The sequence below is a fragment of the Candidatus Omnitrophota bacterium genome (genome assembly GCA_028693815.1).
Lineage (GTDB): Bacteria > Omnitrophota > Gorgyraeia > Zapsychrales > Aceulaceae > Aceula.
Window position 1 is genome coordinate 1 of sequence record JAQUUP010000033.1, and the last position, 13,908, is coordinate 13,908.

Consider the following 13,908-nt stretch of genomic DNA (forward strand, 5'->3'; position numbering starts at 1 on the left):
TTCATCCCGATATAAAGCGAGCGAATTATCAGCGCTGCCATAACAATGTCAATCCAATTAAAGGTGCGTATAATCTCTAATATCATATGAATATAATGCCAATCGGTTTAAAGTTGCCAAAGTATAACATATGCTTTTGATGATGTCAAGAAAGCGCTTTCTTTTAGGCTAGAGTGTAAAATACTGACATATAGTAGTTTACAACTTGTCAAGAGGGTTAAGAGCAATGATATTTTTTTTAATTCTAGATCGCCGGAAAACAACAGATTTCAACATGAATTTTGCTAATTTACAGCACTAGCGCTCCTTAAGAACAAAAAATCTACGATCAAAGTTATCAAAATAATAAAGGATGGGGCAGAACACATCTGTGTTCTGCCCCACCTGAAAACTCTTAAAACTTTAGCCAACCTACTGCGAAACAGGCTCCCCTGCCACAGCAAGCTCAATTAAATCCGCAAAAAAGAACATCTGTGGAATATTATTATTAGCTGCTAACTGAGGATTGTAAGCAAAGTTCCTTTGTGTGAATGCACTGGTATCAATTGCTGACGTACTTCCAACTTGATTTCCAAACACGCAAACCGCTCCGTTAAAGTTTAAAGTATCTTTTGGATTAGTTGCATCGTATTCAGCTTCAAATCCATCTTTTGCCATAATAAAAGCATCAACATTTAAATCACCTGAAACGCTGGAAGCAATAAACACATTCTTATCTGAAAAAAGTCCAAGCTGAACATCATTATTATCTGTTGTGATGTCACCTGTAATATAAATATCCCCTGTGGCCGCAATCGCAATAGACTGATTAGCCACATGACCACTAATATGCAAATCACCATCCACATAAATAATACCGCCTGGAATTGTTGAGCCATCAAAAGTCCATCCTTCCAAGCTTGTATTACCAGCAAAATTGAATCCAGGTGCTGCACTAGCAAAGTTATTCATATTAATCGAAGGAAATACAATATTTGCTACTTGATTAATGTCTCCTTGAACGTCAACGTCTGCTTGATTAGCTCTAGATAAATTACGAATATAATTTAAATCTCCAGTTATTGTTATTGGATTCGCTGCTGTAGCGGTTGCAAAAGCAAAACTTTCAGCAAAAACATTGCCGCCAATAGTCGCTCCGGCCCCTGCTGTAAGAGGAGCATTAGCCGTAAAAATATTTGTAGCCGGGTCCATAGCTCGCACAACAACTTCTAAAGTTCGAGTGGCAATTTGCCCATCAAGGCTCGGCGCCCAACCAGTAATGCGAAAAGGAATATTAAACCAAACTCCATCTGGAATAAGTCCTCCGGGTAAAATCACTTGCGCAATACTAAATTGTCCTGCCGGAACAGCAGGATTCGCGGGATTATTAACATCTTGAAAGATCGGATTTCCTCCAGCGTCGACCGTTCCTAGCCAATTAAGCCCTGCCCCATTTCGAAGCTGCCTTAAAGTTTCCTCCACTCCCGCTTGCGCGCAATAAAGAGCGCTGTCAGAACTTTCTTGAACAATTGAGCTTGTTGTGTACGCGCTCGCGCTAAAAAAAGCCATCATCATTAACACTCCTAAAAAAAGCATGACAAGAAGTACACCTACAAGCGCCATTCCCTTTTTTTGTTTTATCATTTTATTTTTCATCCTTAACCTCCAAGCCTCTTTTTTAATAAACTTTTTTATCAATTACGTGCCACAATCTCCTTCGTCTGTTGATATGAAACCACCTGTCTAAACACCTGATCCCTTAAATCTAAATTTACTGTCAAAATAAACCCATTAACAAAAGCTGGATTATTCTCTAAGACAAAATTAGTATTTGCATCAACCCTTTGAGAAAGCACTGTGCTAGTGCCAGTTGTCTGCCCCACCCTTGTCAAAGTTAAATCTGGCGCGGACAAGGGAGTCACAGCCAACTGATAATCAACTTGGCTTTCCGGAAAATTTCCCGTTCCAAAAGTACCTGCAAAAATCGGAGGAGATGATGGATCTGTAGGATCTGTAAGCAAGGGAGGCGGAAAGTTAATCGTTAAATTTCCCCCATTAACAGCTAAGCTTAAAGACTCCATAACATCTTCTTCAATAACGCTCAAAATCCTTGAAGCTTCTTGGGCCAAATCAATACGCGTAATTTCAGTCTCGAAACTAATCCATGCTCCTAAAAAAATCGAATACATCATCGCAGACAGGATTCCAATTGTAATCGCTGAAGCAAGCATCTCAACTAAAGTAAATCCACGTCTATTTTTTATCATCAAACCTCTCCAATAAATGTAATTGTAACCTTAACATGTAGCTTATCTTGATCTTTATTAAGAAGAATATTTCCAGTAGAACCTGATTTTGTTTCTGACCCTCTTGTGCCTGTCGCTCTCACTCTATGTCTAGCATTTTCGTTAACCATGTGAGGCTTCACCGATGCCGGCAAATTATTGAAATTATTATTTGGCGGCCAAGTTTCAACTACTTTTTCATCCAAATCAATAGTTCCATTTCCATTAAGATCTTCAAACCCAAAACTATAAAACCCTTGAATATCTGCTGTAGTTTCAAAAATCGGCTCTCCGTGCGTATCATTGCCACTGCTACAATACGGCTCTAGACTAACCTCAGCAAAGGAAACAGGATTCCCGTCTTGATCAACAACCTGACCAGAGATTGTTCCATATCCTTTTCTGTAAAGACCGACATTGTGAGGAACTGGCGTAGAATTAATTTGTTTGCCGATAATAGTACCTGATCCATCATAAAGAATCGTATTCGGCGCAATACTCAAAACTTCTACTGGTTTATGCGGCCACGCGCAAATACCACACGATGATCTTTCGTAATACGCAGCTTTATTAAAATCAATTTTATACGTATCTTGCAACGCCACACCCTTTTCTGGTATTAAATTATCCGGACACGTCGGGCAACAATGAAAAGACCAGTTGCAACCTTCAGCCTCTAGAGATACCCCAAATGTCTGCCCTGTGATTGTAACTCTACAATCAGCTGAGCCAAATGGAGCACCTGTCTCAAGATTAGAAAGGCTTCCATTTGCATCCCCACAAAGGCTTCCTGGATCATCATCAATATCCAAAACAACTGATTCTAGCGCAGAATCAATAACAACGGCTGTCTTCTCGGATTTAAAAGCAATATCCTGTTCACCAAGAGCCCCACAACAGGCTCCCACATTAGCATTAAGAAAAGCTTGTGTAAACATATAATTAGGATCAACGCCAATTAAGTCTAACCATGGAACTTGAATAGAAAGATTATAAGTTGAAGCCCCAGTAAATGGAGTCGTCAGCTCTGCAAAAGGACTACCATCGCCCCATTGAACCTTAACCAGCACATCTGAATTAGGAGTTATAGCAGGTAAAGAAATCGCTGCAACATCAACAGTAATCATCAACGTTGAAAAATCTTGTATTGGCTCAAGGGTAATATCCCCTAAATTAACATTATCTCCAGCACTGACACATATGCCTCGCGTTGCATCACCGTTCATGTCCATTTCGGCTTCTGTTGCTACTGAGCCAAACCAAGGATTGCCTATTGCAGCAGGACATAAAGACATTGCAGGTGCAGGGTTATTACCCAACACAGATGAAGACCATCCCTTTGCAAATTTCTGACCACAAAAATTACCCACAAATCCTTGACCCCCTTGAATGAAATACGAAGGAAAATCAACCAAAGCGGTATCAGCAGAACCCGTTGCCACCGTATAACATCTCTGAGTAACAGTTGTACTAAAGTTACTGATATTCAAACTAAAATTGCCCTGAGCATCTGTTTGCAATACATCGTGATCAACAGGAGTCGTGTGTGTATCAAGAGAAACACTCCTTCCCGCGATACCCTGATTATTAGAAGAATCAACTAACCTTCCACTGATGGTAGCTCTTGATGGAACCAAATAAAAATCTTGGACAATATCTGGAATATCAGGCAAATTAATCGCGGCAGCTGGAGCCTGAGGTTGCGTCAATGTCTGAAGTCCAGTAAAGCTCGCCCTTAGGCGATAACCATTACCAACCGGAAGAGTATTTCGACCCTGCAAATTCTTAAAACTATAATTGCCAGACGGATCTGTTCGAACAAACTGGTTTACGACCCACGGCGCAGCAGCGGGTGCATTTGCAATTCTTACTACAGCATTCTGCAATGGCACAGGACTAGCGGGATTTGTATTATCAAACACTGTACCAATAATATCTCCAAAAACAAAACTTGAGGGCTCAGAAAGGGAAAAAACATTGCTTGACTGTTGCGTGGCCCCTTTTTGATCTGTCCACTGAAGCTCAACAACAACCTGAGTGATATTCGCTTGCGGTGTATTTGGAGTATACGTAACGCGCTGTTGAAAATGGCCAGCAGGATAATTAGGGACATTAATAGGAATCCAGTTTGGATCTGACGTTAAAGTTGAAAAAGTAGCAGGATTGCTTTCTACGCCTCTTTTAATATTTTCGAATTGAGAAGTGACCGCGTCGGCCGCAACAATTCTATCTTGCGAACGAACCTGAGAAGATGAGAAATTATTAAACACCGTATAAGTGCTAAAAGAAATAATGCCTAAAATAATTCCGCTCACAAGAACCTCCAAAAGAGTAAAACCTTGATTCGAAACTTTAAAATAGCGCGTAAAAATACCCATAACAATCTCCTTTCGTCAACACAATTAAGTGCTGAATTAAAATCCTTTATCTATAATAAGTATAGTATATAAAACACAGAAAAATGGTCAAAAATAAGAATTTATGAAAGCGCTTTCTTAAGTCTTTACTGTCTCGTCGACAAAAGGTGAAATATCAATAAAAAGCGAGAAAAAACAATGAAAAAAAACAACAAACCCCGCCAGAGAAGAAACTTCTGTGGCGGGGTAAGAAATAACACCAAAAATTAATTGACAATAATCTGCGGAGTAACAGTAATAATGATCTCTTTTTTATCTTTTTCTGTTTTTTCGTATTTAAAAAGATTTCCCAATATCGGGATGTCGCCTAAAAATGGAAATTTATAATTATTGACCTTATCGTCTTCACTGATCAGGCCTCCTAAGATAAATGTCTCGCCATCTTTGACTCGCATACTGGCCTCCGCTCGCCGCGTACGCACCCAAGGATATTGATCGTCTGTGCCTCTCCAGCCAGCGATAAAACTGACCTCAGGAGCCACGGTCACAACCACATAATCATCTTCAATAATCGAAGGCGTCAAAGCTAGCTTTACCCCTGCTTCTGTAAAACGTACCTCGGTTGAAGTCGCTCCCCCTGAAATGGTTGTAACCTCGTAAGGAATAGAATCTCCAATAAAAATATGCGCTTCTTTGCCATTAACAGCCGTAATTTTTGGATTTGCTAAAAGCTTGGCCTTGCCCGTACTCAAAAGATGCTTAATTGTTAGGTCAAACTTGAGCGCAGTACGCCCCATTCTATAAATATGAAGCGGAGGAGGTTGACTAGTTATCGTAGCTCCATCCGCAATCTGGCCAAGATTCTTTGTTTCCTGAAAACTAATAGACGTTGAATCATTCCAATCAACACCAATCTCTTTATCAGAGCTATAGTTAACCTCTAAAATCTGGGTGGTCAAAAGCACTTGCTTTTGAGGTCGATCAACTTTCGCAACAATTCTTGATGCTTCCTCAATCTCATAAGGTGTGCCTGTAATCACAATCGCATTTGACTCTTCATCAGAAGCCAAAGACTTAACAATATCTTTTAGTAATTTCTCAACGTTCTTGGCCTTAATGTTCTTAAGCTGTATGACCTTGGTAACCGAGTCCATTGAATTAATTCTGTCGCTAGACGCAACAAAAATAGAATCCCCTACCTCAGCTTGTTTTAGGCCATACGAATTTAGAACAATATCCATGGCCTCTGTCAATGTGACATCTTTTAAATGGACTGTGACCATGACATCTTTTAACTTTGGATCAAGAATAATGTTAATCCCAGCCCACTCCGAAAAAAGACGAAAAACCTTATCAAGCTCAGATTCCTTAAAATCAATAGTCATCCTCTCGCCAGCTTTTTCAAGCTTGGCCAAGCGCTTGCTGCTCGCATCAACACGGACGAGATCGCTCTCCGTCGGTTTAGATGGAAGATCGCATGTGATACACTCAGGACCGGAAACACTAGGCGAAACTTCTATGGGATGACTCGACGTTCTTATAATCTTTGGTGAAGGAATAAAAACTTTTGCTTCCTTTGTCTCAATAGGTTCTGGTTCAATCTCAGCAGACTCTGAAGACTCAGCCGATTTATACAAATATCCTCGATTAAAAGAATCTTCTTCATTATAGGCCTCTTCCTCGTCATAAGCATCTTGCTCATCATAGACAGCTTCCTCATCATAAGCATCTTGCTCATCATAAGCGGCTTCCTCATCATAAGCATCTTCCTCACCATAAGCATCTTGCTCATCATAAGCAGCTTGCTCATCAAAAGCGGCTTCCTCATCCAAAGTATCCTCTAAGGCCGGTTGCGCTTGACGAGAACTAATAATCTCTTGCTCAAGGTCGTTAACAATATCGCTAAACTGATCTACATTATTATCTTGAGCACTCACAACAACGCCATTGCCTTGATAAAGTACAAAAAAACACGCGCATAAAATCACGCAAACCAAAAAACCCATCCGTTTTGTCATTATTATTCCTCCTTAATATTACTTAAAATAGCTATCTGTCCGTTTTCAAGCAAGAAAACAACCTCCCCAGCGCTAATATCTTCTACTTTCATGGTATCAATAAAATCACCAGCACGCAGAACAAAATCATCTTCCGGCGAACTAACAAAAGCAATCGGCTCCTCAGCCATCAAGACACCTTTTAAAACAAGGCCTAAAACCTCTGGGGTTGTCATTTGTGGCAATCCGACCTTTGCATCTGGATCCAGTCCTGCCTCCAGCGCCCTTTCTTCCTTTAAAGATCCAGGGCCGATTAAAGGTCTAAAAAAGTTTCGCTTAAGACGCACATTTTCAGCGCGCGTTAAAATAGAAAAATCTACATCCTCGTCTTCATCTACCATGCTGACCTGCTGTGCCGCTACAGGTGCAGCAGGAGCAACGACTTTTTTCATCAACGCTATTCCTTGATCACATCCACCACCACAAAGACCAAGAAATCCGATGACAATAAAAAACATAATCCATAAGCGCAGTTCTTTATAATAATTATTCATTAGAGTCTTTGTCTCCCAAGCCATATAAATTGATCTGAAAATCCACATTCATCCGAGGATAATCCCTTGTCTTAAAATCAAACTGACTAATCGTCAGCAACTGCTTTGTTTGCTCAAGAGCTCCTAAAACGGAAAGAACATCGTCGATCTTTCCTTCAATGCTAATCTTAAGTGGCGTAACCGCGATTATCATCGATAAGTCTTTTTTCGAAAAAAGATTTCCCAAATTTCCCTTGTTCACTTTCTGATTATTAATAGCAATCGTCTTTTCAGGTAAATTCTTTATCGAAACAACGCTTACATTGTTTTTCTGCGATATATCTGAAATACCATTTAAAAACAAGGATACATCTCTTTGTTTAAACAAAATCTTTTTAAATTCATCAATAGAAGATTCATAACGCTTAAGATACGTACCCATACGTTCTTTGTCTTCTGTTAATTTCTGAACCTCAGCCACATTAGTAACACTATTTTTCTGCAACTCTTGCTGACGCTGTGAAATAACATAATACGAGCCTCCTAATCCCAATATCAAAAAAAAGATTAGCGCAAACCCTAACACTTGAGACTGAGTCAGTGACTTTGATAGAACAACAATTTTACTTTCATGATACATATTTTATTCCTTGGTCAACGATTCATCAGAAAACTTAAATTCAAGTAAAAATTGATACAACAAAATTTCTTTTATTTTACGCTCATTCGTTGATGCTAGATTAACATTAGAAAAACGTTTGTCAGCTTTTAGCTTCTGCATCATCTGCGCAACAGAATTTAAGTCTAACGCCGCTCCTTTAACAAGAATTTTTTCCCGCTGATCGTAGGATACCGTTTCAAGCCAAATGTCATCTGGAATATTGTCATTGAATGCGCTGAACAAATCTCTCCAAGACTTTGCCCGGACTTGATTTAAAACCTGTGTCTGACGAAACAACGCCGTTTTCAACTCTTCTAATGCTTGTCGTTTTTGTTGTAAATCAAGCGTTTCGTTTCTGAGAAGACTAAGCTGTTTTAATGAAGATGCCTGCGATGCCTCTAAAATTCGCATTTCCTTTAAGCGTGGTAGAATAACATTAGCGCCAACCACGCAACAAGCAAGAGCAATAAAAATAACTTTAAACCAAAGCCCCTTTAAATAATCGGAAGTTTTTCGAAAATCCCAAATATTAAAAATATTAAAATAATGTCCTTGACCACGTAAACGGAAAATTGCACCAACCACCGGCGCATAATGCCTGACCACATCATCCTCGTCAATACTTTTGAATAAAACCACTGATTTCTTATCAAAAACAAGCGGCGAACAATCATATCCCGTTAGAGATGTCATCTGCTTGAAAAAGTCCCCATTTAGCGAATATTCACCACAAAAAACAATCGGAAGTTGTTCCGAATTCTCGTTTTCGTAGAAATTCTTTAAAAGACTTTTTATGTCACCAGAAAAACTTCGAAACCCATTCCCTCCAGCAGAACCCAAATCCTTCAGCAAATCTTCTGCCCCTGAATTAAATAAATACGTAGATCGGCATTCTTGTGCCCGACAAGCCATCAAATGAGATAGCTTATCATCAATATAAACCACAATTTTTTCATCCTTTGATCCAACAAAAGAATTAAGGAGGCTCAAAGGACTAATGTCAAAAGCAATCGGTTGACAACCTGAAAGACGCAATATTTTTTCTGCTGTTTGTAAAAGCGATTTTTGAAAAACATAATAAATAACTTTTGTATTATGATCAAATGGATATGTATGCATTTGATACGTATAAACATAAGGATTGCTGGCAAAGCGAGGCGCTTTTTCAATTTCATTCACAATAATCGCCTCTGCTTCTCGGCGAGGCAAAAGCGGTAAAACAAGCTCGCGAGAAACAATATCGTGATGCGATAAAGAAAAAACACATTTTTGCGGTCGGATACGATTAATTTTAAGAAATTCCTTAATTTGGGCCGCAACATTCTTTAGCTGACCGTCCTGAAAAATATCGTTATCAAGCTTAAGCTCGCACAATTTGCTTAAGGCAATTTTTTTGCCTTTAAAACGAAATTGTGCAATTTTTGCAGTTTTATGTCCTAACAAAATTGAGAGCATGTTTTTCCTAAACCTTTACCATATTTTTATATTATAAATTTCAACTAAATTTAAATCTTAACAAGAAATCAAATCACCATAAAAAACCAAATTAATTGTGCGTATCTGGAAAAGTCGCAAAATGTCCCGCTCCCGCCGATCCTCGATCAATTGAGCTATTATTATTATTTGCATCAACTAAAAACGTATAAGGAATGGTCGCATCTACAGGACAGACCATAACATTAACTCCAGCAGTACAAGACGCTGCATCAAGAAAGGGGCAAAGATCATCTAAAGCAGTTGGCCAAGTACGATTCTGAGCAAAATGAAGCTGAATCGCAGAATCCAAAGTACGAATATTATTCGCACATGAACGCGTATTTGCAATATCAATGGCTCGCAAAGCATTTGGAATAACAAGTGAAATCAAAATACCAATAACAACCAAAACAACTAAAATCTCAACCAACGTAAATCCATGTCTTTTCATTTCTTCCTCCTTAGTATGTTATAAAAATTTTATAACCTTAATTTTTTATTTTTCTAACCCACCCCATAATGAGAAAATTGGCAAATAAATCGCCACTAAAACAACACCCACAAAAATACCAATCAAAATAATAGAAATCGGTCCAATGAGCGTAGTCAATTTATTAATCTGATAATCCACGTCTTCATCAACCATAGTAGCTGTAACTTTTAAGGCATTTGCTAACGATCCTGTCTCCTCGCCAATCGTAATTAAGCTTAATGCAAAATCTGGCATAATCTTTATTTTTCCAATGGCATCGCTTAGTCGCGCGCCTTTGCTTAGATACGCCTCAATCGAGGCAAGTTTTTCACTCAAAAACTGATTACCCGTGCTATGAGTCGAATCATGAAGCGTATCCATCAAAGAAACTCCACTCTCTAAAAGAACAGAAAACGTATGCAGAAATCGTGATAATGAAACATAAAAAATCAGCTGCCCTATGACAGGTATCCGTAAAGCATATTTGTCTGTCAAATAACGTCCCTTGCGACTCTTGCGAAACTTTTTAAATCCTATATGTATCATAATATAGATTCCAAGCAATATCCACCAAGTTTTAATAAAAAAATGAGAGATGTCAATTAACACTTGTGTCAAAAAAGGCATATCAACATTCATCTTTTTAAAAATTCCCTCAAACATCGGAATAAAAAATAAAAACATTCCAGCGACGACCAAAACAGCTAAACCAAAAACAATCGTCGGATACGTCAAAGCTTTTTTTAATTTCTGCGTAATGCCTTTTTGCCGAATCAGATGATCCATGATTTTATCTAAAGCAAATGCCAAAACACCGCCACGCTCTCCGACGGCAACTAAGCTAATATAGGTATCAGAAAAAACCGTAGGAAACCGCTTAAGCGCATTGGCCAAAGGCACGCCTTTAGACAAAAGTACACGTATTTCGCTAACCACAAGTTGCATGGCCTTGTCTTCTGTCTGGCTCCATAAAATTTTTAGAACCATCAAAAGATCAATTCCAGACTCAAGCATGACTTTAAGCTTTCTGGTAAAAGCCAAAACCGTATCAACAGTCACTGATTTTTGAAAAAGATCTTTTTGACGATTAACTTCCTTAATGCTAATAACAAAACATTCTTTTTCGCTAACCATGCGTATCGCGGCATGACGATCAGCAGCCTCAACAGCACCAGTTAATACTTTTCCAGCCATGTCTTTTGCTGTATAAACAAATTGTTTCATATCTTATATCCTTTTAACAAAGGTTACGCGTGCGACTTCCTCAAGTGTTGTTTCTCCGGCAATCGCTTTTTCAATCGCGTTTTTCTGCAAAGAGTGCATTCCTTGGCTGATCGCGACTTCTTCAACTTCTCGCTCTGTGGGTTTGCGCAAAATCATATCTTTAATCTCTGGCGTGACATTCATAATCTCAAAAATACCCGTGCGTCCTCGATAGCCGATGTTATTACATTTTTCACATCCCACGGCAGTAAAAAAATTCTTTTGTGAAAAACCTGGAGAATATCCTTCCATCATCTTTTTTAAATTATCAGATAACACCGCGGGCTTTTTGCAATGAGAACACAATCGGCGCAACAACCGCTGCGCAATCACAGCCACAACAGACGAACTAATCAAAAAAGGCTCCACTTCCATATCCAGCAAACGCATCACAGCTCCTGCTGCATTATTGGTATGCAAAGTGGATAAAACCAAATGACCCGTAAGCGCAGACTGAACGGCAATCTCAGCTGTTTCTGTATCACGAATTTCACCAACCATAATCACATCCGGGTCTTGACGCAAAATATGGCGCATCCCCTTAGCAAAAGTATAACCAGCTAAATTATTAATTGCCGTTTGATTGATGCCATCAATTTCATATTCAATCGGATCTTCCAAAGTCACGATATTGCGGCTTTCATCATTGATCTCCCCCAACATACAATATAGGGAAGTACTCTTTCCACTTCCGGTTGGCCCTGTAACCAAAATAATTCCATATGGAGTTTTGACCGCTTCCCGCAAAAACTTTAAATTTCGCGCATCTAGCCCCAGCGACTCTAAAGTTAAATTAATATTTTCTTTATCCAAGATACGCAAAACAATCTTTTCCCCAAAAGCATCTGGCAAAGTAGATACACGAAGGTCGTATTTTTTCTTGTCCATCTCTACTTGCAAACGGCCATCTTGAGGTCTGCGGCTTTCAGCTATATCCATACCACTAATAATCTTAATGCGTGAAGTCAGTGTAATTTGAATTTTTTTAGGAACACGCAGCGTTTCTTTTAAAACGCCATCAATGCGATAACGCACACGCAAATCTTTTCGTTGAGGTTCAAGATGAATATCAGAAGCATGAAGCTTGATCGCATCAGAAATAATAGTCCTGGCCAACTGAACAACTGGCGCCTGATCAACATCTCCTTGATCGGCCACTTGAGAACCTGTGCTTGCTAAGGCATCCTTATCCGCATCCAAAATAGCCTCTTCAATATTATGACTTGCGCCAAAATAGCGAGACGTAAAATTATTAATGTCTTCAGGACAGGCGACTACAGGATTGATTTTAAAACCCGTCAAATACCGCAATTCATGAAAAAGCGTAACATCCAAAGGATTTGTAACCGCGACTGTAAGCACTCCTTCTCGAAGACGAAACGGAAAAATATTCCACTCTCGCGCCTTGGCAGGCGGAATCGCAGCTAGAGCTTTATCATCAATTTCTTCTTCTTCCAAAGAAACAAACGGCAAATGGAACTGTGAAGCAAGCATGCGAACTAAAGCCATCTGATCAACATATCCTTTGTCGATCAAAATTTCTCCTAAGCGCTTGGGAGTTGTTTTTTGATGTTCCAAAGCATCACTAAGTTGATCTGATGTAATCAACCCCTTAGTAACCAACAAATCCCCAATACGTTTAATTTCCGAAGAAGACATTATTTTAAATTTGAAATTGTTTGCCAAAGATAATAACTACGCTCTAGTAAATCATTCTTTTTCTGAGCATCCATTTTTTCGATTGAAACACCTAAAACACATCGATTGCCTTGCATGCGCTGCCAAATAACATTTCCTTCCAATGAGAATTTCTCATCGGTTTCCCAACCAGGAGTAATCTCCATTTGAACTGTTTTTGAATCTTTCATATCAAAGTCTTCTGTTTCAATGGATATTCCCTGACGAGAGAAATCTTGCGTTCGCGCCACAACACAACTGCTCGGCGAACGATCAAATGTGACATCCGCACGGCCAGGAAGATTAAATCTAAGACATCGTCTTTTTTCTATATCCATAACAGAATCCTTTCGCTTAAATCTTTTTAAACAGCAACTGGAATTTCGTCTACCTTTTGGACTTCTTTTTCGTCATCAGCCAAACGGACTGAAACAATTTTTGAAACCCCGCGCTCCTGCATCGTAATGCCGTACATAACGTTTGCGCAATTAATTGTCTTTTTATTATGAGTAATAACAACAAACTGAGCAATCTTAGAAAATTCTTGCAATAGATAGCTATATCGCCCAACATTAGATTCGTCTAACGCGGCATCAATCTCATCTAAAACGCAGAATGGACTTGGCTTAACTTTAAATACAGCAAAAATCAAAGCAATCGCAGCCATTGTTTTCTCGCCGCCAGAAAGAAGGCCAATGTTTTGCAATTTCTTTCCAGGAGGGCGTGCAATAATATCAATGCCCGACTCAAGCACATCGTCGGGATCAACCAAAATAAGATCTGCTTCCCCGCCGCCAAACAACATACGAAAATAAATACGAAATTCTTCGCTAACCTTTGTAAAAGTATCCACAAACATTTGTCGACTTGTTCGATTAATTTTATTAATCGTTTGATGCAAAGCATCTTTTGCTTCAATAAGATCACTCTGTTGTTTTGTCAAAAATTCAAAACGTGTCCGAAGCTCTTCATATTCTTCAATAGCAACTAAATTGACTACTCCAAAAGATTCACACCTTTTCTTTAGCTGCTCGATCTCTTCTCCGAGACCTTGAACCTCAAGCTCTTTTTTCATCTCTGCAAGCTTAATCTTAAACTCTCTAACCTCTGCATTATGTTTTTGAAGATTAATCTGCTCTTGATATTGCTCAAGCCTATAAGTCGAAGGCTCCACATTTTGGAAATCGTCAGCGGACTCAATGACCTCC

The 13,908-nt window shown here is 39.1% G+C and carries 12 protein-coding genes; all 12 read right to left on the reverse strand.

What is annotated here, in order from left to right:
- Window positions 1-411 precede the first annotated feature (411 nt).
- The gene (locus tag PHY73_08250; GenBank protein MDD3375691.1) at window positions 412-1,623 is read right to left on the reverse strand and encodes a hypothetical protein; all 1,212 of its coding nucleotides are present in this window, start codon (window positions 1,621-1,623) and stop codon (window positions 412-414) included.
- Between the two features lie 50 nt (window positions 1,624-1,673).
- Window positions 1,674-2,246: a type II secretion system protein gene (locus PHY73_08255; protein ID MDD3375692.1), complete on the reverse strand. Its 573-nt coding sequence runs from the start codon at window positions 2,244-2,246 to the stop codon at window positions 1,674-1,676.
- Window positions 2,246-4,642 (reverse strand): prepilin-type N-terminal cleavage/methylation domain-containing protein, encoded by a 2,397-nt coding sequence (locus PHY73_08260; protein ID MDD3375693.1) that lies wholly within the window; start codon window positions 4,640-4,642, stop codon window positions 2,246-2,248. The genes PHY73_08255 and PHY73_08260 overlap by 1 nt, the downstream gene beginning before the upstream one ends.
- Before the next feature lie 245 nt (window positions 4,643-4,887).
- On the reverse strand, window positions 4,888-6,639 hold the full coding sequence (locus PHY73_08265) for a secretin N-terminal domain-containing protein (protein MDD3375694.1): 1,752 nt from the start codon (window positions 6,637-6,639) through the stop codon (window positions 4,888-4,890).
- A gap of 2 nt (window positions 6,640-6,641) precedes the next feature.
- Window positions 6,642-7,172: a hypothetical protein gene (locus tag PHY73_08270; GenBank protein ID MDD3375695.1), complete on the reverse strand. Its 531-nt coding sequence runs from the start codon at window positions 7,170-7,172 to the stop codon at window positions 6,642-6,644.
- Window positions 7,165-7,791, reverse strand: a complete 627-nt coding sequence (locus tag PHY73_08275; protein MDD3375696.1) for a hypothetical protein — start codon at window positions 7,789-7,791, stop codon at window positions 7,165-7,167. The genes PHY73_08270 and PHY73_08275 overlap by 8 nt, the downstream gene beginning before the upstream one ends.
- Window positions 7,792-7,794: 3 nt before the next feature.
- Window positions 7,795-9,267 (reverse strand): PilN domain-containing protein, encoded by a 1,473-nt coding sequence (locus PHY73_08280; protein MDD3375697.1) that lies wholly within the window; start codon window positions 9,265-9,267, stop codon window positions 7,795-7,797.
- A 91-nt stretch (window positions 9,268-9,358) separates the two neighbouring features.
- Entirely contained in the window at window positions 9,359-9,739 is a 381-nt protein-coding gene (locus PHY73_08285; GenBank protein ID MDD3375698.1) for a prepilin-type N-terminal cleavage/methylation domain-containing protein, read from the reverse strand.
- Between the two features lie 45 nt (window positions 9,740-9,784).
- The gene (locus PHY73_08290) at window positions 9,785-10,984 is read right to left on the reverse strand and encodes a type II secretion system F family protein (protein ID MDD3375699.1); all 1,200 of its coding nucleotides are present in this window, start codon (window positions 10,982-10,984) and stop codon (window positions 9,785-9,787) included.
- Window positions 10,985-10,987: 3 nt separating this feature from the next.
- Window positions 10,988-12,682, reverse strand: a complete 1,695-nt coding sequence (locus PHY73_08295) for a GspE/PulE family protein (GenBank protein MDD3375700.1) — start codon at window positions 12,680-12,682, stop codon at window positions 10,988-10,990.
- A complete protein-coding gene (locus tag PHY73_08300) occupies window positions 12,682-13,038 on the reverse strand; it encodes a PilZ domain-containing protein (protein MDD3375701.1) in 357 nt (118 codons plus the stop codon). The genes PHY73_08295 and PHY73_08300 overlap by 1 nt, the downstream gene beginning before the upstream one ends.
- 26 nt (window positions 13,039-13,064) lie before the next feature.
- On the reverse strand, window positions 13,065-13,908 hold an 844-nt coding region (locus tag PHY73_08305), incomplete at its 5' end, for a chromosome segregation protein SMC (GenBank protein MDD3375702.1).